This is a genomic window from Spongiimicrobium sp. 3-5, from assembly GCF_046557915.1.
Lineage (GTDB): Bacteria > Bacteroidota > Bacteroidia > Flavobacteriales > Flavobacteriaceae > JBHEBG01.
Map to the genome: position 1 here is coordinate 975,747 of NZ_JBHEBG010000001.1, position 24,449 is coordinate 1,000,195.

The following is a 24,449-nucleotide window of genomic DNA, read 5'->3' on the forward strand; positions in this document are numbered from 1 at the left end:
CGCTATTTCCTTCGTCCGATAAGAAGTACGGAATCACCTTCGTCAAACTCCGCATAATTTTCTAGAAGCGCAACCTCAAAATAAGGCTCAAAAAATTGCCTTAAACCTGCCTTGGTATGGTAATTTACGAACAGGCCCTTAAATACTTCGGAGCCTTCACCCCTCCAAAACGAATGGCAGATAATACCATCAGCTTCTAGGATACTATGTTGTCGTTGAATGGAAGCTGCGAGCTCTTGGTCTTGGAGGTGATGTAATACTTTATTGGAGTATAGGGCGTAGAACTTTTTCTCAGTCTTCAGGGTAACCGCATCCAACTCTAAAAAACTACCTTTAGGAAATTTTGCGGAAAGGTATTTTAAGAACTCCAAAGAATTATCGGAACCTACGGTTTTATGGGTTTGGGAAAGTATGTTCCAATCCGTACCCGGACCAGATCCAATCTCCAGGATTGTGGCCTCGGCGGGGAGAAATACCTTCAATTTTTCAATAAGATCGCCACCATGGACATCTTTGGCAAGCTTGGCATATTCCGCCACAGATTCTTTGGTTTTATAATATTCTCCTTTCATAGATCTGTTTATAACGGGACGGTTACCCAGTACGGCTACTTATTGTATTTGCTCCGTAATCCAAGTTTTGTATGCACTTACGCGGGTATAGTTTTCTATTACACCATAAACTCCTTCCTGCCCATTGTCCATTTGATGCGAACTGACGCCCAATATATAACGTTCTCCTGCAATATCTACAAAAGCTGGGCCTCCACTGTCCCCAGGACCGCTAACGCCTTCCATGGGAGTGGCATTGTCGGAGCCAGGCGCATCAAACGTAAAATATATCCAATCTCCCCTAGTGCCATCTACCCTGTTGGTGGCCGCCCTGGTTATCTTGTCGGTTTTTTGCGGTCCGGTTAATCCCGTACCAAAATCGCCCCTGCCCACAAGAACAATCTGTTTTCCCTTTTCGTCTTTGTCATTGTATAACTTGGCAATTGGGATATGGGTTACTGCTTTTTTAATTTTAATTAGGGCAATATCACTTGTAATTGAGGTATTGGTCAGTTCAAAATTTGGGTGTAACACTACTTTTTCTACGGGGTATTGTTCTTCGTCTATAATGACTTCTGGTGTAAGCCCGTTGTCTAATTCCTCTTTTAATACAACTGCAGCATGTGCGGCTGTAAGCACCCAGTTCTGGGCTATAAGGGCACCTTCTCCATCTGCCAAATGACAAATTTGCGGATAATCTTTCCCTAGGGATATAAACTTATCCAAAGACACATCGTGCCTAACAATAAGACCCATACATAGATAGGATACTGTTAAAACAACAACAGCTAGAGGTAATTTTTTCATGTAGTAAATCTAAGATAGCAAGTTTAAATGTAAGGATTTTATGTTTACAAAAAAGGCATTGCTAATCACTGCAAAAAAATACAATAATTATGGAAATACAGTTATGACCACATTTCCCTTTTTATGACCTTTGTCAACGTATGCATGTGCCTGTACTATTTGGTCTAAGGGATAGGCGCGGTCCATTACCGGTTTTAGGACACCTTTTTCCACAAGATCCTTTATATAGAGAAGTGCTTTGGCCGTTTCGGGCGAGTTGTTACTCATCACCATTTTCTTTTTGGTGGTAATTGAAGCCCAGATCATGGCCCAGCTTGGGAACGGCTCGGTTACGTTCATATAAATTCCTTCCTTTTTTAAATGCTGATTACAGATGTGAAAGGGAAGTTTATCCACCGCCAAAAGAATGATGTCGTACTCTTCCAACTGTTGAACGAAGTCTTTTTTAGTATAATCAATTACCTTTTGAGCTCCTAGGGATTTTACCAAGTTTAGGTTGGTATCACTACAAACGCCGGTTACTTCTGCCCCAAAATGTTTTGCTAGCTGCACAGCATACGTGCCTACACTGCCTGAAGCTCCGTAAATCAAAACTTTTTGCCCTTCTTTTATATTTGCCTTTTTAAGAAAGTGTAAGGCGGTCCTTGCACCGATAGGGATGGCAGCAGCCTCTTCAAAACTGAGATTTATTGGTTTTAGAACCATGGGCCCATCTTGGGGTAGGCAGTTGTACTCGGCATAGGCTCCAAAGTTTTTTAGCGTGGCAGCAAAGATCTGATCACCTCTTTTAAATTTGGTAACATTGGCCCCTATTGCTTCCACCACCCCTGAGAGTTCCATGCCCAAGATGTCTTTTCGGGGTTTTTTAAAACCTAGGGCAAGCTTTACCAAGAACCTTACCGATTTGGGTACGGTAAAACTTCGGACCCTAAAATCCGCAGCCGAAACAGTGGTAGCATACACTTTTATGAGTACTTCGTTTTTTTGGGGAATTGGTTTTTTCAATTCCCGTAGTTGAAGAACCTCTGGCGGGCCATATTTGGTGCATACTACTGCTTTCATAAATGAAATAGATATGTTTTGATGTTCTTTTACGTAAGGATATCAACCTATATGAAGACGATTTATTAGAAGGTATGTTACAGGAAAGACCACCAAAAGATAAAATAGATCAATCCTAGGGATAGGGCAATAGAAACTAGAGTAATTATGATATCCTGCTTTACCGATTTACGATGCTGCCTTCTTATCCGTTGTTTAATGAGTGCTAATTCTTCCGGACTTACTTTTTTGAAATCTATTTTGGTCTTTTCCGATCCTTGTAAATAAAGATCACGAACTTCCTTGAAGCTGCGTTTTCTTAAAAGTGCTCTGTTTTGCTTTAGGCTCAGTATTGCACTGGCCATACTTCCTTCACCTCCCATAATATGTTAAGATTAGTTGTATTTATAGGTAGTTGTTAGGAGCACTTTGTTACACCAAGGTACTATTATTTTGAAGAAAACATGATGGGTTACCTAAGCAAAGGGATCATTTTCATTAATCTTCAGGATCGTTTAAATGAGCTGCCAGCCTTTCAAATACAGAACCCCAACCATTATAGAAGCCCATTTGTTCTTGTTGTTTGCAGTATTCCTCTGTGGCGTGCACACAATTAAAGGTAAAATGTGTCTTGTCCCCATCTTCCTGGAATAGTGCCTGTATTTCTACCCCTTCGGTCATGGGTTTAAAATCTGCTGATGAGATTATCTTTTCTAAAGCTACAATTTCCGAGTATACCCCTTCGGCGATAAATTCCTTGCCATCGGGCATGGTCATGGCATATTTCCACTGACCACCAACTTCAAAATTGTGTTCAATTACTCTGGTTTCCATTCCTTTGGGTCCCCACCACTGTGCAATATGCTGAGGTTGGGTCCAAGCTTCCCATACTAATGATATGGGCGCATTGAAGGTTCTTTTTAAGGTAAGGGTACGTTTAGAAATATCACTTGTTTTGGTCATCTTTATTATTTTTAGTTTTTAAAATATCGAGGTATTCTTCAAAAGAGTCTAATTTCTGTTCCCAGAGTTGGCGGTATTGCTCTAGCCAATCTGCTACGGTCATAAGTTGGTAAGGGTTAATTTGGCAATGGCGTTCCCTACCACTTTGGGTAATTTGTAGTAGCCCGCATTCATCAAGAATTTTAAGGTGTTTTGAAATGGCCGGCCTACTTATTTCAAACTGTTCCGCAATAGCATTGACGGTCATGGCCTCTTGTGCCAACAGCCCTATAATATCCCTTCTTATGGGATCTGCAATGGCCTGAAAAACGTCTCTTCTCATCTTAATGCGTAACTGATTGGTTACAAATATATATGTAATCATTTGGTTACGCAAATTTATTTGTAAAAAAAATTAGCTTAGATTTATTTTTTATTGTTAAAAGGAGTGAAGACAGGGGCGGGCAACTTCCCGTAAGGCATTTAACCCAAGGTAAGAAGTGATGCTACGTCAGTTAAAAAGTGTTTAACCAAAATCTGTTGCTTTCATCTCGCTATCGCTCCATTCGCATATTCTATCCAATACAGGTAACAGGGCCATTCCTTTTTCGGATAGGGAGTATTCTACCCTTGGCGGTATTTCCTTAAACTTTTTTCTTATCAATAACCCATCTTGCTCCAATTCTTTCAGTTGTTCCACAAGAACACGTTTGGAGATATAATGTAAAATGGCGTTTATTTTGCCAAAACGTAACGGCTTGTTACCGTTTTTTGTTCCTATAAGGTAAATAATCAGCGGTTTCCACTTGCTGCCTATAATGTTCATAGCCCTGGTGAGGGCACAGCCTGTAGGGTTGTCTATTATATTTCGTCCCATGGGTTGGTTACTTTTAAGTCACCAGAATTTTATCTGTAACGGCATTTTATAGTTACAAATTTAGACCAATAAAGGTAACTTTGGGGAACTAATATATGTGATGCAAAAAACCACTCATTTTATAGGTGCCAAGACAACCAGGGAAAAAATGTTCCAAGCCATAGCTACCCCAGAGGGACTTCAAAAATGGTGGGCCAGCAGTGCAAGCGGAAGTGTAGCGATTGGCGAAATGCTTCAACTGGATTTTAAAGAATTGACCACACTTTTCTTTAGGTGTGATGCGCTGGTTACAAACGAGCACCTGGTTTTGACCTGTTTTGATAGCTTTAAAACTTGGAACGATACCCAATTGGTTTTTGATATTGAAGAGAAGGAAGGGCAGGTATTCTTAACACATACACATCAAAATATAGCCGAAGAAGATCAGGAATCCCTAACGTATTTTACTTCTAAATGGACAGTTTACCTGCTAAGTCTAAAACAATATCTGGAGACCGGTGAGGGAACCCCATACCCTACGGAAACCAAACTTTACCATGGCGATTAGCGCATGTTTCAATGTATTGATAAAGATTCAAAATTTAGTTAATTTGAAGTTACTTTGAACCTGAGTACGGTTTTTAATTTTTCCGGTGTCACCTTTCTAAAATCCGACAGGTAAATTTCCCGGTGCACTTTTGAGGGTCTAACAAGGTTGTTCTTTTCCGCAAAGGTTTCCATTACCTCAAAAGTCTCCGACTCATTGTCATAGCTTCCCAAATGCATCATTTGAACACATTTACCCTCCGTTATTTTTTCAAATTTTACTTTTTCCAATAATACATGAGGCTTTTTCTCCTTTGTTAGTTGAATCATGCTTTCTACGAATTCTTTATTAACGAAGTTGGGCTGCCTTATCATTAAGGTAAAGACCAGATCGTCTTTGTTGATCTTGCCTTCATAAACTTTCTTGGCTTCTTCGTTAATATCCCATACCCCTTCCAAGGGATAAACGGTATAATCATAATACCCATGGGGCTTGGGCACTTTTTTCAAGGTCATTTTTATAGCATACGAGACCGCATACAACACACCTATATATTCCGAAAAGAATTTGCTGTTAGGATTACCTTCCCCAGCAATGGTAAGAAAATTGTATTCCTTAAGCGTTATTATTTCGGGCTGGGTTTTAGGCAGGTAAATGTGCTTTTCCTTTTTTCGCCACTCGTGTTTCATAAGTAATTCCGCTAACATTTTATAAAACAAATGTAAGGGGTAAAGGTGACAGCCCTATGTCAGGGGCTTTATTCCAAAGCTACTTCTTTAGTATTTAGGAACAACACCAAAATATTTGCAATTCCCGAGTAAACATTACAATTTTCTTAACATAAAACTTTAATTTGGAAATTGTAACTTTGGGATCGAATGAGCGGTTTTAAAAACTTGTTAGGGTTTTTCTTTTTCAGCACCTTGATTTTGGTTAAGGTGTCTGCCTTTCATATATACGCTCATGATGACACAAGTGCGGACAATATTGAAAATTGTATGGTCTGTGATGTGGCGCTTGAAAATTTGACGTCCGATATACATTTCTTTGTGGATGTTGAGGTTCTATCAGCGCCTGCAATAATGGATGATGTTCCTCGGACATTTTCTTATCGGCCATCTAAAACTGCAATTTATTACTTCCGGCTCTTTTCTAGGCCGCCGCCAGCTTCCTTGGTTTAATTCATACCAAGTCTTCTTAGGTTTCGTCTAAGAAACCTACCTAATTCATCATATTATTAAATTGAGAATGAAAGCACTGCTTTTAATCATTCTTTTGGCTATTACACCTTTGGGCTCGGTAGCGCAGGAATGCAGGAATACCCTAACGGGGAAGGTAACGGACTATCATAGCAAAGCACCTTTGGAAAACGCTAGAATAAGCATAGTAGGCAAATCATTGGAGATAGCTTCGGACTTAACGGGAAGTTTTATAATCTCGGATTTGTGCCCGGGACCATACCAGTTAGAAGTATCGCACCCCGAGTGCAAGACACTCTTAATCAATGTAGAGGTGGACGGAAACACCCAATTAAACATCAAATTGGAACATCATCTCGAAGAACTGGAAGAAGTTAAAGTTTTTGGGGATGTCATAAACGATAAAACCAATTCTGCCCAAGAGGAAAAATTAAAGCTAAAAACGCTGGAACTATATAGTTCTGGTAGCTTGGGTGATGCGTTGAAGGAATTGGGAGGGGTTTCTTCGCTCAATACAGGTGCCAACATTGTAAAACCAACCATTCATGGCCTAAACGGCAGTCGTGTTTTAATCTTGAACGATGGTGTACGAATGCAAGACATGGAATGGGGAGACGAACATGCACCTAATATTGATATCAACAGCGCAGGTTCCGTTTCTGTAATCAAAGGGGCTTCGGCACTGCAGTATGGTGGTGATGCTATAGGAGGTGTAATCCTATTGGATAGGGCAAGAATTCCCATCAAAGACACATTATATGGCAAAACCATGATCAACGGGGTCTCCAATGGCCGTGGCGGCAATGTTAACACTGAACTCGTTAGAGCCTTTAAAAATGGCTGGTTTATTAAGGGCCAGGGCTCCTTCAAACGATTAGGAGATCTTGAAGCACCAGATTATATATTGTCTAACTCCGGGATTCAGGAAACAGGAGGTAGTATAGAATTTGGAAAGCAAGAGTTTACCTGGGGATGGGATGCCAGATATAGCTACTTCAATTCAGAAATAGCAATTTTAAGAGCCTCTCATATAGGTAATGTAGATGATTTAATTAGAAGTATCAATAATGGGCAACCGGAGATTGTTAGACCTTTTACATACGATTTGCAAAACCCTAGACAAGAAGTTACCCATCATTTAGGGAAATTACGGTTTTATAAGCGGTTCGAAGGTCTTGGCAAATTGAATTTTCAGTACGATTACCAAAACAACCGAAGGTTTGAATTTGATGTTCGTAGGGGAGAAAGGGGAGACCGGGCTTCCATAGATCTTAAACTCGCAACACACACCCTGTCTACAGATTTTAAATGGGATGCCAAGGAAAAAGTTCAGTTGCAGGCCGGACTTTTGGGAAGATATCAGGAAAATTTTGCCAATCCCGATACTGGGGTTAGACGGTTGATACCAGACTATGAAAAATTCGATTTTGGCGGTTTTTTCACCGGGGAATATCAAATTGATGATAAGTTGTTGCTGGAGGGCGGTTTGCGGTACGATTTTACTAGGATAGATGCCAAAAAATTCTACCAAACCTCGCGATGGGAAGAAAGGGGATACGATACCGAATTTCAAGATCTGATTATCGAAGATCTTGGCACCCAATTACTGGTTAATCCGGTTTTCAATTTCCACAACGTTTCGGGAACCTTGGGGGGAAATTATAGCGTTGATAATGATTCTGGTTTAAAGGTCAATTATACCTTGGCCCAAAGAGCACCGAACCCCTCCGAATTATTCAGTGATGGGTTGCATCATTCAGCAGCAAGGATTGAATTGGGGGATTTGAGGGTAGATAGTGAAAAGTCGCACAAAATTGCCGCCTCTTACCATAAAGACTTCGCCAAATGGGGATTTAAGTTGGAACCCTTTGCGAATTGGGTAGACGACTTTTTATTGCTTGAACCCTCAGGTGTAGAATTTACAATACGGGGTGCCTTTCCCGTATGGGAATATCGTCAGACCAATGCAAGGCTGCTCGGTGTTGATACCTTTATCTATGCCGATTGGGAAAAACATTGGCGAACCGAACATCGATTTTCCCTAGTAAAAGGAAGAGATACCCAAAATGATATTCCGCTGATCAATATGCCTGCTGCCCGTTTAAGGAACAAAATAACCTTTGCCAAACCAGAATGGAAAAATTTTGAAGTTTCACTGCAAAGCCAATATGTATTCCGCCAAAACGAAGTTCCGGCCAACATATCCGTTTTTTCCCCAGAACAACAACAAAATGTGCTATTGGAAATCAATACCCCTCCAAAGGCCTATCACCTTATGGACCTTCGGGCCAAGATTGAATTTCCCCTAAGAAAGCATATGAACCTCACCACCTCACTTGTGGTGAATAACCTTTTGGATACCAAGTACAGAGATTACCTAAACCGTCAACGCTTTTTTGCTGATGATTTAGGCAGAAATATTATGATTCAATTAAAGTTTAACTATTAAATACAAATTATGAAAACAATCAAATTCTTATCTATGATGGCCTTTACAGGCACCCTATTTCTTGCATGTTCCGATGACGATGATGCAAATCCAGATCCAGTTAATGAGGAGGAAACCATAACCACAATGACAGTGACCTTAATACCACAAGGAGGTGGTGATACCGTTACATTAGTATCTAGGGACTTAGATGGCGATGGCCCTAACCCCCCAGAGGTAGACGTATCGGGAGACCTAACGGCAAACACCGTTTATGATGGTGGTGTAGTATTATTGAATGAGACGGAGACACCGGCGGAAAATGTCAATGAAGAGATAGAAGGGGAGGCAGATGAGCACCAATTCTTTTTCGTTGTTGGTGGAGGCCTAAATGCTACAATGGCTTACGAAGACGATGAGTCGGATTACGTATCCGCTGAAACGGGTGTAAACTTTACTTCAACAAATCCGGTTGGCATCGTTTTTACGGTTACAACAACCGATGCTAGTTCTGGAACCTTAGCGGTTACGCTACGTCACGAGCCTAAAAAACCCAATGACGGTACTTTGGCCGATGGAGGGGGTGAAACAGATATTACCCAGACATTTGACCTTACCATTCAATAGGGTGGTACCTAGTTAAAATCAATGAATCAATGAGAGTGGAGCTACTTCACTCTCTTTACACAATGAAAAGAGAAAAGACAAAAATATGGTATAGTCTGGCGCTAACAACTTTTATGTTGTTACAAGTATCTTTTCATACCTATCATGTCTTTACTTCTCACGTATCCGATGTTCATATAGAGAACAGCGCGTCCGATACGCAAATCCATGAGGCTAGCTTTGCCTGTGAACTCTGCGCAAAATTATCGGGTAAAACCTACTACCTGTTTTTTGTTCCCGTTATTTTTCATCTGATTATCGGTGTTTCTCCAAAAATATACTTCCGGAAATCACTTTTTTTCTGCCCATCATTTTCAGCTTACTCCCTTAGAGGGCCTCCTTTTAATTATTGAGATTCACTTATTTACGTTCGGATAAAGATTCTGTCTTTATCTATTGATTATGTGCATTTTGCGGCCAATATAATGACCGTATACATTTTACCACACCACCATTTTAAAATTTATAACTATGATTATTGCTAATAACCTTACAAAAAAGTACGGTGACCAGACGGCTCTGGACGAATTGAACCTTAGTGTAAAAGAAGGAGATATTTTTTGCCTTCTCGGAGCCAACGGTGCCGGAAAAACAACCACTATTAATCTCCTATTGGGTTTTATTGCCCCTACCTCGGGAAGCGCTTTTATCAATCAATTGAATGTCAATGAAAATAAAAGATCTACAAAGCGATTCTTGTCCTATATACCAGAAAACCTAATGCTCTATCCTAGTTTGACAGCCATGGAGAATTTGGATTATTTTTCTGGTATTGCCGGTAAAAAACTTACTGTGAATACCATGAAAGAGTTTTTGAATGAAGCAGGGCTTCAGCCTGAGGCATTCAATAAGCGTATTAGTACTTTTTCGAAAGGGATGCGCCAAAAAGTGGGCATTGCCATTGCCTTGGCCAAGGATGTAAAAGTACTATTGTTAGATGAGCCTACATCCGGATTAGACCCCAAGGCCAGTAATGAATTTGGTCAGTTACTGCAAAAACTAAGAGTAAAAGGAGTGGCCACACTTATGGCAACACACGATCTCTTCAGGGCCAAGGAGGTAGCCACACATATTGGAATTATGAAAGATGGCCGGTTGAAACAGCAATTTGTGGCGGATAATATTTCCCTCTCTGAACTAGAGCATATCTATCTTAAAACAATGGAATATAAAGAACTGGCGTCATGATTTTAAAAACACTTTTAAAGGAAATTAAGGAATTATTGCGTGAAGGTCGTGTTCGTATTGCCTTCCTTATTGTAATGCTACTGTTGGGAGTTGCGGTATGGATTAGTGCCAAACAGTATCAAAATGTTAATGAACAATATGCTGCGGCTAAAACCGCGGAACGTGCAATTTGGGATAACCAAGGTGAAAAAAACCCGCATTCGGCGGCACATTATGGCACATATGCCTTTAAACCAAAATATCCCCTTTCACTTGTAGATCAGGGAGTTGACAAATATGCAGGGACGTCCATCTTTTTAGAGGCCCATAAGCGCAACGAGGCCCAGTTCAGCGCAGCTGCGGATCAGACAGGTTTGGCACGTTTCGGGGAATTAACCCCAGATTTTATACTCTTGTTCATCATTCCCTTACTCATAATTCTATTGGGCTATAATAGCTTTACAAAAGAACATGAAATGGGTACTTTAACTTTGCTCAAAAGTCAGGGAATCTCAATCTGGAAGTGGGTTTTGGGAAAGTGGGCGGCATTGTTCCTGCCCATCTTTTTGGCTATAACCATTTTGTTTTTAGTTGCGGGGGTACTCCTAGGTAACCTAAGGGATTTTGGTGTGTTTAGTTGGAGTTCCTTGTTTATGATGTTTGTGGTTTATGTGTTATACTACATCATTTTTATCAATATAGTCTTACTTATTTCTGCAAAGACAAAAAAATCCGGAATCTCCTTGGTAGTATCGCTTAGTGTATGGATTATAGCTTGTTTGGCCGCACCCAAGGCGGCAAGTAATATCGCCGAAACCAAACATCCATACCCTACCCGGCAAGAGTTTGCGGCGAATGTAATAAAGAACAAGAAAGAAGGATTGGATGGCCATAACCCTTGGAGCAAGGAAGCCAAACTTTTGGAAGAAGAAGTACTCAAAGAATATGGCGTGGATAGTTTACAACAACTGCCTTTCAATTTTGATGCCTATCGGATGCAAAAGGGTGAAGAACACGAGGCAGAGGTCTATTTTAAACATTATAATTACCTGAGGGAGCAGTTTGTTCAACAATCAACCGTTTATAGAAATTTAGCGGCAATTTCACCTTATCTCCCAACCCGCTTTTTAAGTATGGCCATTGCCCAAACAGACTATGATACGCATTGGGGCTTTGCCGATGCCGCAGAAAACTACCGTATTGCCACCCAAAAGTTTTTGAATGAAAATTTTGCGGATAATTCCGAATATGGCAATTGGTCCTATAGGGCCGATGCGGACTTCTGGAAGAGCCTACCTGCCTTTGATTATGAACCAGCAGAACTACGTTCTATTTTATCCCAAAATACATCCAACCTGGAGATCTTGGGTCTCTGGCTCTTGGCTTCTTTTGGATTGTTATTATTCACCACAAAAACCATTTAACCATGTTACCATACAATTTTCAATACGAATTAAAACAGTTACTGCGTAGCCGTTGGATACAGTTGTTAAGTATCCTTTTATTACTGCTATTTGGGTTTTCGGCCTTTAACGGTAAACAAAAGGTACAAAAGCGTAAAAATGACATTGTCGCTGCCATTGATGAAGTGAAGGAAAATGATGAGATGATGTTAAAACTTTTAGACTCCGTAGAAAGAGGGATGACGGTTAACGTCTCTAGGTGGACTATTCCCACAAGCCCCATAGCGGTAGGGAATTATCATCCAAGGGTTGCAGCAATGGAACCCCAACCCATGGCTTTTCTTTCCACGGGCCAGGCCGACCTTTTTACCCACTACGTCAAACCTACCGTTTCTGGGGATGATTTTGCATTGAACTTTACCGAAATGACAAGTCCGGTACAGCTATTGTTCGGCAGTTTTGACGTGGCCTTTGTCATTGTGTATCTCTTGCCGCTGTTAATTATCGCATTTTCATATAATGTCCTCTCGTCCGAAAAGGAAAGCGGTACGTTAAAATTGCTGGCAGCCCAGCCCATAAGCATTCAAACTTGGGTATTGCAAAAACTTGCCCTACGTTTTTTTTGCCTATCCATTTTAGTAATTATCTCAATGACCATAGTTTTTTTGGTTTTAGGTCTAAACATTGGGCTACAAATTGAAGCCTTCCTAGGGGTGTTGGGCTTAATCCTTACTTATATGCTCTTTTGGTTCGCGCTTGCTTTTTTGGTGAACCTCCTGGTCGGTAGTTCGGCAAAGAACGCCATCTCTCTTTTGGGGCTATGGGTGGTTTTTGTATTATTAATGCCTTCCGTGTTAAATCAGCTGAGTAATACCCTCTATCCAATGCCTTCGCGGACTCTGATGATTAATGAGATGCGTAAAATGAAATCGGATGTAACCAAAAAGCAAGATGAGATTTTGGATAATTTTCTGAGGGACCATCCAGAATATGCCATAAACGACACTACGCAATCTCGAGGATTTTATCATCGCTATATGGCTTCCAAAAAATTGATTAAAAAAGAATTGGAACCAGTGGTACAAACCTATGAAATCCAACTGCGCAAACGACAGCGTTGGTTAGATCAATTCAAGTGGATTTCTCCTGCTATCATTACCCAGGAGTCCTTAAACGAGATGGCGGGTACAGCAACCGACGACTATGAAGATTTTAGGAAACAGGTCATTGGTTTTGCCAAGACTTGGCGAGAGCATTTTATGCCTTTCCTTTATAACAACAGAGACTTTTCCCAAAAGGATTATGCTGATTTACCCGAATTTGAATTTAAAGTTAAGTCCAAAAATGTCTTCACACAATCGCCTATTTTGATGTTGATCTCCCTAGGGTTGTTTGGGCTTGGATTTTTTGTTTCAAGAAAACTCGAAACAGATTCTATTTTAAACAATTTATAAGATGAATAGGATCTTTTTCTTTTTGCTACTTTTTGGCACTGAAATAATATTGGCCCAAGAAAATGAAACCGACAATTTTTCTCCTCCTGATGTTGCACTTCAAGTTGTGGTGAACAAAACAATTGGTGAAATTAAAATTGATGGGAATTTAGATGATGCAGATTGGGAGAACGCTAGCCGAACCACTGACTTTTTTAGGAGGGAACCCAGACAGGGCGGTACACTTAAGTATAAAACGGAAGTTAAGTTTCTATATGATAACAAAAACCTGTATGTAGGTGCCTTTTGTGCAGATTCGGTAGGTATTGAAGGCGTACGTATCCAAGATTTACGGCGAGACTTCGATTGGGGAGAAAACGATATTTTTGGGATTGCCCTAGATCCCCAGAATTTAAAACAGTATGCCCAAGGTTTCCAAACCACGCCCTATGGAAATCAACGGGATTTTCAAAATTTCAATGGAAATAGCTTTGATACAGGCTGGAATACTTTGTGGAGAGTAAGGACACAAAGAACAGAGAATGGGTATACCGTTGAAATGGCCATACCTTTTAAGTCATTACGTTACAATCTTCCCAAAACCGGTAATTTAATTGAGCTGGGTTTCACCTTGGTCCGTTATGCCAGAAGAGATATAGAAGTATCGTCCTTTCCGGCAATACCACAGTCCTTTACACCTTATAGAATGACCTATGCCGCCAAATTGACCGGTATTGAAGCTCCGCCCCCGTCAACAAATATTAGGGTTGAGCCTTATGCCCTTTATCAATACGATGAAAATAAGGAGGGTAGTATACTGACAGATAAACTGAACGAACCAAAAGTAGGTTTTGATGCCAAGTGGGCGGTAAACCCAAAAACAGTTTTGGATTTGACCGTAAATACCGATTTTGCACAAGCCGATGTGGATCTTGCTGTAAACAACCTGGAGCGTTTTAATATTTTTTTCCCCGAGAGACGGCAGTTCTTTTTGGAAAACTCAGGTATTTGGGCTGGCGGGCTACAACAATCTATTCGCCCTTTTTTTAGTAGGCGTATAGGGCTACAGGGAGAATTTAATGCCACCCCCGCACCTATTGATGTGGGCGCTCGTTTCACGCAGCGTACCGAAAAAAGTGCTTTGGCCGGACTTTTTGTACGTCAGCGCGAAACAGAAAATTCCGCAGGGTCTAGTTTTGGCGTATTTAGATACTTGAAAAACTATGGAAACGAAAATAATATTGGCTTAATGGTTACGCATCGGTTAGACGACGGTTATTCGGCGTTGGGCTTGGAAAGCAATAACAATACCACCATTACACTAGACGGACAAATACGGCCAACCAGTCAGTGGGACATCCAATATCTATTTTCGAGCTCCGTAGATGAACTTTCTGGAGAAACCGGGTACGCTGGGAGAATTTTTGTCGGAAACGACACCAATAAATATTATTATGGATGGGTAACTGAATACACCGATGCCAATTATAGTCCCAAGATGGGTTTTGTAAGACAGACCAATGTAATACGGCACAATCCTGGAGGATACTATATTTGGAGACCCAAAAAGCTAAATTGGATAAGACGTTGGGATCCTGGAATGTTTGTAAATTACAATCACGATGCTTCGGATCCAAGCAGTTTTCAACAGGCCAGCTTGTATATCTTTCCAATATTCACATGGTTTAAAGACAACAGTTTTTTGGAAATCTCCACCACGCCAACATGGCAAAACATTAATTTTGCTTTCGCTCCTCTGGGTCTGGAAATTGAAGAAGATAACTATTTCTATAATCGCTATTTAGTGCATTATAATACGGATCGCTCTAAAAAATGGTCTAGTGATATTGGAGTTGATTTTGGTAGTTTTTACAATGGAACCAGGACTACCATAAACGCAGCTGCACGTTTTGCACCTATTCCACATGCAACCCTTTCCTTGGATTATGAACACAATAATATTAATGGTGTGGGAGTCTTAAATGAAGATCTTAACACTGATTTATATACAGCCAATCTTCGATTGGCACTAAATCCTAGAGTACAACTTTCTACTTTTTATCAGTACAACAGTTTTAATGAGCAAGGCCGTTGGAATGTTCGTTTTAGTTGGGAATACATGCCGTTGTCGTTCATTTATTTGGTCTTCAACGATACACAAGTCGATGTTTTTGATCCGGTACGGCAGACTACCCAGTTTATTAGTAAGATTACGTTTTTGAAACAGTTTTAAACGTAGCGTCTAAAATCCATGGGAACCGGTTAAGATGTTTGCCCTGTCGGAATACGGACAGTATAAAATTTGGGCCCCATCCTCAATTAATTGTTCATGCTGTTGGCAAACGTTTTCTTAAAAGTCGAATAATTCTTTTAGTTCAATGTTTAGTGCTATGGCAATAGTGTATAGCGTGTAAGTATTGGCAGAAACCTTATGGTTTTCGATTAGTTCGATATGTTGTTTGTCCCTTTCACACATCCTGCCTAACTCAGCCTGAGAAATATTTCTATCCTTTCTTAGCTGTTTAATTCGGTCTCCTATTTTTATCGATAACTCTTGCCTTGTCAACATGGTATTATTACTAACAAAACAAAATTGAATAGATAAAATTAGAACGTAGTCATAATAAATTATGACTTATTGAAATAAATCAATATATTCGTGTCATAATTCTTTGTGACAATGGAAGATGGTTTCGAAACTCCGAAAGATGCGTATTTTTCTGAATTAATCAAAAACAGTTACGGCTCTTCGGAAGAATTGGCCAGGCATTTAGATTTGGGAATAGAAATGCTGTTTTATATAGAGGAAGATACTTTTCATCGTAAAGACCTTCAGGATGTAGTTGCTGCCCTAAGGGGCATTGTCCTTGCCTTAAGGAAGGGGAAATAGAGTAGAAGCAGTTTTTTTCCTGATTGCTATAGGACCATCCCCAATTACTTATAGCTTTTGTTGCCAGTAGTTTATTATTTCTTACTCATAGCTTTTTCAATTTCAGTCATAGCTTTTTTCATTTTGTTTCTAACATACAGCAATTGAAAGGGTGTTACGTTTTCGGAAAAACCATTTTTCCAATAAAAACTTACGTCTTGATTTTCCTTATGTACTAGAACTTCTATAGGGATGCCTTTTTCCATATCCATGAAAGAGAAATTCTCCGAATCTCGTAATATCAATGAATCATTTATAAAATATTCATATTTGATTTCTTTCATAAAAGGAGAATCCAATATTGTACTTGTCATTTTTGCGGAAATAATAACTCCTTGGACTTTATAAAATTCGTTCTCATTATATTCTGAAAATTGTTTTTCTCCGCATGATGAAAGTAAGTTTAAAAATAAAACAGCTATAAAATCAATAATTTTCTAAACATTTTTAAATCAATTACTTACAACGGTCTCGGCTATGAGTAGTTGCGTGGGTTAGCACTCAACTTTGCAAGTACACACCAAACTGAAAATCCGCGAGGATTTTCAGAAGTAGGCGATAACAAGCAATTACTTATAGCCATTGTTGTAAAACGTTTTTTTATAATTCAGCTTTGTATAGGTTTTCCATATTTTTTAATGGTCTTCCTAATAGTTTTTCTGCTTCTTTTTGTCCGTTTGCTTTTTGGTCAGAAATCAGTTTAGTTTCTAATTCTTGTATTTCTTTTACAATCTGTTGTTGTTGAATGTAAGAGAAGTCCTTTTTAAATTCATTGAATATTAAGAACCATTGATAGCTTTTAAAAATGTCTTTATCTAATTCTCCACCATCTCTATACATTTGAGCAAGCTGTAATCTAACTGACGTTATGTAACCGCTTTTTGTCAAATTCTCTGGGTTTTCAAGTTTTCCAAGTCGAGTTGCCCATTCCAACATTTTGTCCATATTCTTTTCAACTCCCATTCCTGAATAATAGCAGTTGATAACATTCCACATACAAGTTCCGTCTCCATTTTCGGCACATTTTAGTCCAAATTCAAATGCTTTTTTATAGTCTTGTTCAACTCCGTCTCCATTTCCGTAAGCCATCATCATTTGATAAAGTCCATCGTTAAATCCTTGCTCAGCAGATTTAGCAAACCACTCAATTCCCTTTTCCGTATTTTGCTCAACACCAGCTCCTGCGCGATAACAATAACCTAAATTATATTGTGCTTCAGCATTTCCTAATTCAGCCGACTTTTTTAGAATCGGGATTGCTTCTTCAAATTTCTGCTGTTCAATTAATTTTTTTGATTGTTCATTTAATTCGTCAGCAGTTTGTGCGAAAATATTAATGCTGATAAAAGTCAGAATCAGAAATGTTATTTGTTTAGTCATTTGGTTCTTCAAAATGTTTTACAACGGTCCTGTGTATGAAACGTAGCGTGAAAAAGGCACTAACTTTTCGGATTAACACAGAGCTGAATTTTTATATTTTGTTTTTAATTTCTCATTATCAAAAGCCAAATTAAAAATTTGGCGGTCTTTGCTGTAAGCGCTAACCTTTTGATTTAGCACTTATTAGCGATGTTTTATACACGTTGTTGTAGCACGTTTTTGAGTATTATGTAATTCTGGTAAACTAATCATAATTCACCTTATATGGCTTTTTGTATTGGAATGTATTTTCAAAATGTGTTTCGGATGTAGAGCCATCATCTTCAAGTAAAAGATATTCGCCATTATTATATTCAAAAATCTTAAAGAAATGACCGATTACCGTTTTTTTAGTAGGATTAAATCTTATTGTTGAATATTGGATAATAGTATTATGTCTCGTATGAGTTTGTATCATTAGATGTACAAATTGTGTGTAAATGTCAAACTTATATCCTGATTCATTAGTCAATAATTTAGGAACAATGTCTAATTGAAGGGCAAAAATCACTGCAGATTTCCAACAACTATTCATAATACTCTCATTACCATTAACAATGCTTTTAGGACATTTATCTAGAACATCTTGACTAAAGATTGCAGTTTCGACATTGTATATTGGGTAATTGGACTTACTAGTAATTATTAATTGAAATTTACCTCCTTGAACAGGTGCTACATCATATTTTATATATCCATCACCTGAATTTTGCTTTTTGATTTCTTGCTGTAAATCATCTAATTGTTTTTCAGCGTTTTTGGCTTTATTTGGTTCACCTAGTTTTAGGTGAAAAAAATAATGATACAATAGTGCTATTAGAATTAAAGCAATTCCAATTATTGGTTCATACTTATTTGGCAAAAAGAAATCTAATTCTCTTTCTAAAAATACTTCTGCTATTATTTCCCATAAGGGAGTCCCAATCAGACCGAGTCCTCCGAGAATTAAAATGATTGTGATTCTATTAATTCCAGATAATCTAAGTTTTTTATAAGTATCAATCCAAAATTCGAATTTATTCTTCAAATGTTATGGTGTTTTAAACTTGTTCAAATGTGCTACAACAATGGAATATAGTTATTAACTATATCCTGCTTATGTGGTTAATTTAATTACTTAGTATAATAGGTGCCAACTTCCCAATGGGCTTCCTTACCGCAACTGCTTACAAATTACAGCTTTTTGTTGATTTTTCTTACTACGTTTTTCGAGTTTATTATCCGACTACAAACGTTTACAAACGAAAATAAGCGCTTCCCAACCGAGTTAAACGTTCATCTGTCTCTATGTTTGCCCTGTCGGAATACGGACTTCCGATAGTATTAACTGTTTAACCTTAAATATTGTAATTATGAACGCACTTAGAAACAAAGTACAGTTGATTGGAAACCTGGGTAACGATCCGGAAATCATTGATTTGGAAAACGGTGGTAAATTGGCCAAGTTTTCCGTGGCCACCAACGAAACCTACAAAAATGCAAAAGGGGAGAAGGTAACCGATACCCAATGGCACAATGTGGTAGTCTGGGGCAAAACGGCAGAAATTGTGGAAAGCTACCTTACTAAAGGCAGGGAGGTAGCCCTAGAAGGCAAACTTACCAACCGATCTTACGAGACCAAAGAGGGCGAAAAACGGTACATTACCGAAATAAAGTGCAATGAATTGTTGCTCTTGGGGAAATAATTTAAAACACGGATTATCGATAAAGGGGGCGTTTTGCCCCCTTTCTTTTGTTGTAAGATTTCATTTATATAACTTAAAGCAACCTTTTATAGGATAATGGGTCTTATTAAAGAGAAGATAGTTCTAAAAAATGGAAAGGAAGATACATACCGCTAGGTTGCTCGTTATTGCCCTTGGTTGCTTGCCCTTTGTACTACAGGCACAGGGTAAGGCAGAACACGGTGATTCCTTTACCTATTTTACGGAATTGGCCAAATCCGATGCCGCCTTGGAGCATTCCATGCGCCATCTGAATGCCTCCGATGAGATGGACTATTGGGTGGATCAAAAGAATTTTGAAAAAGCGATTAAAAAACAGAGTTATAGTGGGTATGCCACCTATTTAGAAGGTAAACGGGATGCCTATTTGCAACACAAACAAGAATGTAATAAACATGGCAGTCATAGTACCTACTATTTTCAGATGGCCGCTTTTTACGTAAAGTATGGCACACCACGCACCACCTATGTAACATCCTTAACCGATACGGAACTAACAGGTTCGGCCGAGGTTTCTGTAGTGGGTAAAAAACACTTCTAATAGAAAAATTGCTAGGCTACTTTCTGCAAGAGGTCAAAACAAGGACAACGCTTACACCGTTTGCTCTCATTTTTCTCGTATTTTTTGCAACATTTGGTCTTACAACCTTGTGGAACCATTTCTTTTAGAATGGCCTTACGTTGTTGGGCAAGGGCTTTTTTAAGCTTTTTGTTTTCTTTCTTTAATGCAGTCTTCTTTTTGCCCACAGGAATTTTGTTAGTGGGTCAAAAATAGTTGTTTTTATTAAATCTAAATAAGATTAAATGTTAAAACTTATACATTTGGATCTGTTGCCGCACTATCGGCCGTAATCTGCATTACATCGCGATCAAATAAATAAAGTCCGCCCTTATCATTCCCTATAAGGTTTATTTTATCCAATATCGTGCGTGCCAAGGCCTCTTCCTCTATTTGTTCGGCTACGTACCACTGCAAGAAGTTATGGGTGGCATAGTCCTTTTCTTCCAAGGTTACATGCACCAGTTCATTGATACTTTTAGACACAAAAATTTCATGGTCATATAGCTCTTGGAACATGCTTTGAAAGTTGCCAAAATCGGTCTTGGGGGCCTTTAACTCCGAGATTAGGGCATGTCCGCCACGTTCGTTCACATATTTTACCAACTTTAACATGTGTTGGCGTTCTTCATCAGAATGCATATACATAAAACCCGCAATGCCTTCCAGACCTTTAATTTCTGCCCAAGAGGCCATAGAAAGATATACTTGAGAAGATTCTGCCTCTATACAGATCTGATTGTTGAGTGCTTTTTCTAGTTTCTTAGATAACATAGTGTTCTTTTTAAGATTATAAATTTAAGCATTTACCCGCTAAGAATGTACGATGGCAATAGGTAAAGTCTAGAATTAAAAACGGGCGACTATCCCCATTTGCCCAGGGGCAAAGCGGAGGTCCCAACTTATTTTTTTGTCTTGCGCATTATACTTTTCGCTATACTTTTTGTCCAGATACCGATCTATGGATTCTACGGTAAAGATACTGATGGCAACCCCTAGGGCCACATCGGTAAGCCAGTGTTCCCCATCCCATAGTCTAGAAACGCCCGGCACTAGGCCAACGGTGTAGATACCCGCTTTTACCCAGGGATTTTTAAACTGCTTTGCAATAGCGTAGGCATTGGTAAAGGCCAGCATGGTATGCCCCGAAGGAAAGGAATGGAAATCCCTGCTAGCATTGAACGGATCAAAAGTATCCTTGGTTTTGCCACTTACAGGGCGCGCCCTTCCGATCAGGGATTTGGTAAGTTGCTGTAGCAAACCGGCAGAAGTGGCAGATGATATTAATAATACCCCTGTTCGCCTAAGTTTTTCATTTTTTCCAAAGAGTCCGGTAAGGTATACACCTCCTGTAAACATATAGTTGTACTGCGGACTGCCAAAGTTGGTACCATAGGTTTTGATGAACTTGGGAATACCCCCACGTTGGTTTCTGGCAAATTCGGAAGTTTCCTCGTCAAAAATATACAGTAACCCTGTGCCCCCCATAGTGGCACCAAAGATTCCCCAATCTTTTCCCTGCCAATGTAAGGGTCTGGAATAGGAATAACCCACACCTCCAAAAACGTTGCCTATGTCATATTTGAACAGTTGCCAGGTTGTTGGGGATAGGTTTTCTTGAGCTCTTAAGGAGTTAAAGCAGAGTGTAAGGCATAAGGAAATAATGGCCTTATGGAATATTAATTTGTTGGTCATAGGTTAAAAATACAATTTTTGGGCTAATCTAAAGGTGTTGGCATGGGCTTCTACAATGGTTTTAATATCCGGGGAATATCCTCCTCCCATACTGCATTGTACGGGGATTTGTAGTTTTTTGCAAGTTTCCAGAACAAATAGGTCTCGTTGCATACAACCTGCTATTGTAAGCGAAAGGGTGCCTAGTTTATCGCTTTCAATAATATCTACACCACATAGGTAAAAGATAAAATCTGGGCGATGGCGTTCTAAAAGCGTGGGCAGAGTTTCCTCCAATATAGTTAGGTATTCCGTATTACCGGTACCTTTTTTTAGGGCGATATCCAAGTCCGACTTTTCTTTTTTAAAGGGATAATTGTTGGCGCCGTGCATAGAAAAGGTAAAAACCGAGGGGTCTTCTTTAAAAATCTGAGCAGTTCCGTTTCCTTGATGCACGTCTAAATCCAGGATGAGGATTTTTTTTGCCAATCCTTGGGCCTGAAGATATCTGGCACCAATGGCCTGATCGTTGAGCATGCAAAAAGCTTCCCCACGGCCTGTATAGGCATGGTGGGTACCCCCGGCAATATTCATGGCTATGCCGGTTTCCAAAGCAAAATGACAGCCTTTCATGGTGCCATCCGCAATGATTCGCTCTCGTTCTACAAGGTCTTCCGTTAGGGGAAAGCCTATTTTACGTGCTTCCTTGGGAGGAATTTTTATGTTGAGGAGGTCGTAGAAATATTCGGGTTCATGGACCGCAACAATATATTTATCGTTGGGTATTTCGGGTTCAAAGAAGTTATCTTCGGTACAGGTGCCTTCATGCATCAACTGTTGTGGCAAAAGTTCATATTTTATCATCGGAAACCGATGTCCTTCCGGCAGTGGATGGTTGTAGATAGGGTGGTAAGCTATTTTGAGCATGTATCAGCTAATGATCTCTCCGTTATTGACACCTTCTTCATCGGGGTTTACAAACACCAATTTACCGTTGTCATTTTCCGTCATAAGGATCATGCCTTCACTTTCTACACCTCTTAACGCCCTTGGCGCTAAATTGATCAAGACCGTAACTTTCTTGCCCACAATTTCTTCTGGGGTAAAGTTCTCCGCAATACCAGATACAATAGTCCTTGTATCCAAGCCAGTATCTACTTTCAGTACTAGTAATTTCTTGGCCTTTGGCATTTTTTCGGCGGCTACAATAGTACCGACACGCATGTCCAGTTTGGAAAAATCCTCAAAAGTAATGGTCTCCTTCTGTGCTGCAACTTCTTGGTTCATAGTTTCGTTGGCTTTTTTGGTCGCCTCCAGCTTTGCCAACTGGGCGGTTATTTCGTTGTCCTCAATTTTTCTAAAAAGCAGTTCGGCCTTTCCTATTTGATGTCCGGCTTGCAACAATTCTGTTTGGTTGCTAACGGTTTCCCAACTCATCTGCTTAGCCTCTGAAGAGATGGCCAGGATATGTCTTAATTTTTTTGAAGTAAATGGTAAAAAAGGTTCGCCCAATACCGTTAGCGCCGCCGTAATCTGAAGGGCTACGTACATAATGGTCCTTACCCTATCTTCATCCTCTTTAATGATCTTCCAAGGTTCTTCGTCCGCAAGGTATTTGTTGCCCAGGCGAGCCAGGTTCATCAGTTCCTGACCGGCTTCCCTAAAACGATATCGATCTATGGAAGCTGAAACACTATCCGGAAATTTTTTAAGTGCCCCTAGGGTTTGCTTGTCAACATCATTGAAATCCCCTGGTTTGGGAACAATGCCGTTGTAATATTTATTGGTGAGTACGGCAACACGGTTTACAAAATTCCCAAAAATGGCCACGAGTTCGTTATTGTTGCGAGCTTGAAAATCTTTCCACGTAAAATCGTTATCCTTGGTTTCCGGAGCGTTTGCGGTAAGTGTATAGCGCAGTACATCTTGCATATCGGGAAATTCCTCCAAATATTCATGAAGCCAAACGGCCCAGTTTTTTGAGGTAGAGAGTTTGTTACCTTCTAAATTTAGGAACTCATTGGCCGGCACGTTTTCTGGGATTATATAATCGCCATGTGCTTTTAGTATGCTGGGAAAGATGATACAATGAAAAACAATATTGTCCTTGCCGATGAAGTGAACCAATTTGGTGTCCTTGTCTTTCCAGTAGGGCTCCCAGTCCTTACCTTCCCGTTCTGCCCATTCTTTTGTTGATGAAATGTAACCTATTGGGGCATCGAACCATACATACAAAACTTTTCCTTCACCCCCCGGTACCGGTACGGGAATTCCCCAATCCAAATCGCGGGTTACCGCCCTAGGTTTTAGTCCGTCATCGATCCAAGATTTACATTGCCCATAAACATTGGCTTTCCAATCTTTCTTGTGACCCACCAAGATCCATTCTGTTAGGAATTCTTCATAATGGTTTAAAGGTAAAAACCAGTGTGTGGTTTCTTTGAGCGTAGGAACCCCACCGGTAATTGTAGATTTAGGATTGATAAGGTCCGTAGCATTTAATGAACTTCCACAATTTTCACATTGATCTCCATACGCTTCCTCATTGCCGCAATTTGGGCAAGTACCCACTACATACCGATCGGCAAGAAATTGTTTTGCTTCCTCATCGTAAAGCTGGCCTGTAGTCTCTTCTATGAAATTGCCCTGATCATATAATTTTTTAAAAATATCCGAAGCGGTTTTATGATGTATCGGTGCAGAAGTACGCGAGTAGTTATCAAAGGAAATCCCAAAATCAACAAATGATTTTTTTATAATCGTGTGGTACTTGTCTATAACCTGTTGTGGGGAGACCCCTTCTTTTTTGGCTTTCATGGAAATGGCCACACCATGTTCATCACTGCCACACACAAAGGCAACATCTTTTTTGGTAAGGCGCAAATAACGCACATAGATATCAGCAGGCACATAAACACCGGCCAAATGCCCAATATGAATGGGTCCGTTGGTATAAGGTAGGGCTGCCGTTATGGTATATCGCGCTGGGTTATCTAGATTTTGAGACATCAAAATTACATTTGGCCACAAAAATACAGATTTTGCCGTTCTCTAAACAGGGGTATACCAAAACATTAAAAAGAAAAAACCTTCGGTGTATTGAA

The 24,449-nt window shown here is 39.7% G+C and carries 27 protein-coding genes; 11 read left to right on the plus strand and 16 right to left on the minus strand.

The annotated features are described in order from the left end of the window. Window positions 1-2: 2 nt before the first annotated feature. The 7 genes from ACEQ81_RS04375 to ACEQ81_RS04405 all read right to left on the minus strand — a co-directional run bounded on the left by ACEQ81_RS04375 (window position 3) and on the right by ACEQ81_RS04405 (window position 4,218). A complete protein-coding gene (locus ACEQ81_RS04375; RefSeq protein WP_411029627.1) occupies window positions 3-572 on the minus strand; it encodes a class I SAM-dependent methyltransferase in 570 nt (189 codons plus the stop codon). A gap of 39 nt (window positions 573-611) precedes the next feature. Continuing rightward, the gene (locus tag ACEQ81_RS04380) at window positions 612-1,358 is read right to left on the minus strand and encodes a S1 family peptidase (protein ID WP_411029628.1); all 747 of its coding nucleotides are present in this window, start codon (window positions 1,356-1,358) and stop codon (window positions 612-614) included. 87 nt (window positions 1,359-1,445) lie between these two features. Then, window positions 1,446-2,420, minus strand: coding sequence for an NAD(P)-dependent alcohol dehydrogenase (locus ACEQ81_RS04385; RefSeq protein ID WP_411029629.1), 975 nt, complete (start codon window positions 2,418-2,420; stop codon window positions 1,446-1,448). 77 nt (window positions 2,421-2,497) lie between these two features. Further along, entirely contained in the window at window positions 2,498-2,782 is a 285-nt protein-coding gene (locus ACEQ81_RS04390) for a hypothetical protein (RefSeq protein WP_411029630.1), read from the minus strand. 115 nt (window positions 2,783-2,897) lie between these two features. Further along, window positions 2,898-3,362 (minus strand): SRPBCC family protein, encoded by a 465-nt coding sequence (locus ACEQ81_RS04395; RefSeq protein ID WP_411029631.1) that lies wholly within the window; start codon window positions 3,360-3,362, stop codon window positions 2,898-2,900. Then, window positions 3,346-3,726 (minus strand): ArsR/SmtB family transcription factor, encoded by a 381-nt coding sequence (locus ACEQ81_RS04400; protein ID WP_411029632.1) that lies wholly within the window; start codon window positions 3,724-3,726, stop codon window positions 3,346-3,348. Before ACEQ81_RS04400 ends, ACEQ81_RS04395 begins: the two co-directional genes overlap by 17 nt. A 141-nt stretch (window positions 3,727-3,867) precedes the next feature. Beyond that, complete coding sequence (locus ACEQ81_RS04405) at window positions 3,868-4,218, minus strand: winged helix-turn-helix transcriptional regulator (RefSeq protein WP_411029633.1); 351 nt, start codon at window positions 4,216-4,218, stop codon at window positions 3,868-3,870. Window positions 4,219-4,318: 100 nt separating this feature from the next. Between ACEQ81_RS04405 and ACEQ81_RS04410 the strand changes: the two genes are divergently transcribed. Further along, window positions 4,319-4,765 (plus strand): SRPBCC family protein, encoded by a 447-nt coding sequence (locus tag ACEQ81_RS04410; RefSeq protein ID WP_411029634.1) that lies wholly within the window; start codon window positions 4,319-4,321, stop codon window positions 4,763-4,765. 38 nt (window positions 4,766-4,803) lie between these two features. Here the strand turns inward: ACEQ81_RS04410 and ACEQ81_RS04415 are convergent, their stop codons facing one another. Then, the gene (locus ACEQ81_RS04415) at window positions 4,804-5,451 is read right to left on the minus strand and encodes a GyrI-like domain-containing protein (RefSeq protein ID WP_411029635.1); all 648 of its coding nucleotides are present in this window, start codon (window positions 5,449-5,451) and stop codon (window positions 4,804-4,806) included. A gap of 541 nt (window positions 5,452-5,992) precedes the next feature. Between ACEQ81_RS04415 and ACEQ81_RS04420 the strand changes: the two genes are divergently transcribed. From ACEQ81_RS04420 to ACEQ81_RS04450, 7 genes are all read left to right on the plus strand, one after another. Then, a complete protein-coding gene (locus ACEQ81_RS04420) occupies window positions 5,993-8,392 on the plus strand; it encodes a TonB-dependent receptor (protein WP_411029636.1) in 2,400 nt (799 codons plus the stop codon). 9 nt (window positions 8,393-8,401) lie between these two features. Then, window positions 8,402-8,998 (plus strand): type 1 periplasmic binding fold superfamily protein, encoded by a 597-nt coding sequence (locus tag ACEQ81_RS04425; protein ID WP_411029637.1) that lies wholly within the window; start codon window positions 8,402-8,404, stop codon window positions 8,996-8,998. A 29-nt stretch (window positions 8,999-9,027) separates the two neighbouring features. Then, window positions 9,028-9,390 carry a hypothetical protein gene (locus ACEQ81_RS04430; protein ID WP_411029638.1) on the plus strand — a complete coding sequence of 121 codons (363 nt, stop codon included), beginning with the start codon at window positions 9,028-9,030 and terminating at the stop codon, window positions 9,388-9,390. A gap of 118 nt (window positions 9,391-9,508) precedes the next feature. Continuing rightward, on the plus strand, window positions 9,509-10,225 hold the full coding sequence (locus ACEQ81_RS04435; RefSeq protein WP_411029639.1) for an ABC transporter ATP-binding protein: 717 nt from the start codon (window positions 9,509-9,511) through the stop codon (window positions 10,223-10,225). Beyond that, entirely contained in the window at window positions 10,222-11,628 is a 1,407-nt protein-coding gene (locus tag ACEQ81_RS04440; protein ID WP_411029640.1) for an ABC transporter permease, read from the plus strand. Before ACEQ81_RS04435 ends, ACEQ81_RS04440 begins: the two co-directional genes overlap by 4 nt. Window positions 11,629-11,630: 2 nt before the next feature. Next, a complete protein-coding gene (locus ACEQ81_RS04445) occupies window positions 11,631-13,061 on the plus strand; it encodes a DUF3526 domain-containing protein (protein WP_411029641.1) in 1,431 nt (476 codons plus the stop codon). 1 nt (window position 13,062) lies between these two features. Then, the gene (locus ACEQ81_RS04450; RefSeq protein ID WP_411029642.1) at window positions 13,063-15,273 is read left to right on the plus strand and encodes a DUF5916 domain-containing protein; all 2,211 of its coding nucleotides are present in this window, start codon (window positions 13,063-13,065) and stop codon (window positions 15,271-15,273) included. Between the two features lie 117 nt (window positions 15,274-15,390). On the opposite strand, the gene ACEQ81_RS04455 is transcribed toward ACEQ81_RS04450, so the two are convergent. Further along, entirely contained in the window at window positions 15,391-15,609 is a 219-nt protein-coding gene (locus tag ACEQ81_RS04455; protein ID WP_411029643.1) for a helix-turn-helix domain-containing protein, read from the minus strand. Window positions 15,610-15,720: 111 nt separating this feature from the next. Between ACEQ81_RS04455 and ACEQ81_RS04460 the strand changes: the two genes are divergently transcribed. Beyond that, window positions 15,721-15,930 (plus strand): hypothetical protein, encoded by a 210-nt coding sequence (locus tag ACEQ81_RS04460; protein WP_411029644.1) that lies wholly within the window; start codon window positions 15,721-15,723, stop codon window positions 15,928-15,930. Between the two features lie 74 nt (window positions 15,931-16,004). Here ACEQ81_RS04460 and ACEQ81_RS04465 read toward each other — a convergent pair whose 3' ends face one another. From ACEQ81_RS04465 to ACEQ81_RS04475, 3 genes are all read right to left on the minus strand, one after another. Then, complete coding sequence (locus ACEQ81_RS04465) at window positions 16,005-16,253, minus strand: hypothetical protein (RefSeq protein ID WP_411029645.1); 249 nt, start codon at window positions 16,251-16,253, stop codon at window positions 16,005-16,007. Window positions 16,254-16,569: 316 nt separating this feature from the next. After that, the gene (locus ACEQ81_RS04470) at window positions 16,570-17,349 is read right to left on the minus strand and encodes a tetratricopeptide repeat protein (protein WP_411029646.1); all 780 of its coding nucleotides are present in this window, start codon (window positions 17,347-17,349) and stop codon (window positions 16,570-16,572) included. Between the two features lie 244 nt (window positions 17,350-17,593). Beyond that, the gene (locus ACEQ81_RS04475) at window positions 17,594-18,415 is read right to left on the minus strand and encodes a hypothetical protein (RefSeq protein WP_411029647.1); all 822 of its coding nucleotides are present in this window, start codon (window positions 18,413-18,415) and stop codon (window positions 17,594-17,596) included. Between the two features lie 325 nt (window positions 18,416-18,740). Between ACEQ81_RS04475 and ACEQ81_RS04480 the strand changes: the two genes are divergently transcribed. Both ACEQ81_RS04480 and ACEQ81_RS04485 read left to right on the plus strand, forming a co-directional pair. Then, on the plus strand, window positions 18,741-19,073 hold the full coding sequence (locus tag ACEQ81_RS04480; protein ID WP_411029648.1) for a single-stranded DNA-binding protein: 333 nt from the start codon (window positions 18,741-18,743) through the stop codon (window positions 19,071-19,073). A 130-nt stretch (window positions 19,074-19,203) separates the two neighbouring features. Further along, complete coding sequence (locus ACEQ81_RS04485; protein ID WP_411029649.1) at window positions 19,204-19,653, plus strand: hypothetical protein; 450 nt, start codon at window positions 19,204-19,206, stop codon at window positions 19,651-19,653. 273 nt (window positions 19,654-19,926) lie between these two features. Here ACEQ81_RS04485 and ACEQ81_RS04490 read toward each other — a convergent pair whose 3' ends face one another. From ACEQ81_RS04490 to metG, 4 genes are all read right to left on the minus strand, one after another. Then, a complete protein-coding gene (locus tag ACEQ81_RS04490; protein ID WP_411029650.1) occupies window positions 19,927-20,445 on the minus strand; it encodes a ferritin in 519 nt (172 codons plus the stop codon). Window positions 20,446-20,520: 75 nt separating this feature from the next. Next, a complete protein-coding gene (locus ACEQ81_RS04495) occupies window positions 20,521-21,366 on the minus strand; it encodes a phosphatase PAP2 family protein (protein WP_411029651.1) in 846 nt (281 codons plus the stop codon). Window positions 21,367-21,369: 3 nt separating this feature from the next. After that, window positions 21,370-22,272 (minus strand): histone deacetylase, encoded by a 903-nt coding sequence (locus tag ACEQ81_RS04500; RefSeq protein ID WP_411029652.1) that lies wholly within the window; start codon window positions 22,270-22,272, stop codon window positions 21,370-21,372. A 3-nt stretch (window positions 22,273-22,275) separates the two neighbouring features. Continuing rightward, window positions 22,276-24,354, minus strand: coding sequence for a methionine--tRNA ligase (gene metG, locus ACEQ81_RS04505; protein ID WP_411029653.1), 2,079 nt, complete (start codon window positions 24,352-24,354; stop codon window positions 22,276-22,278). Window positions 24,355-24,449: the final 95 nt, after the last annotated feature.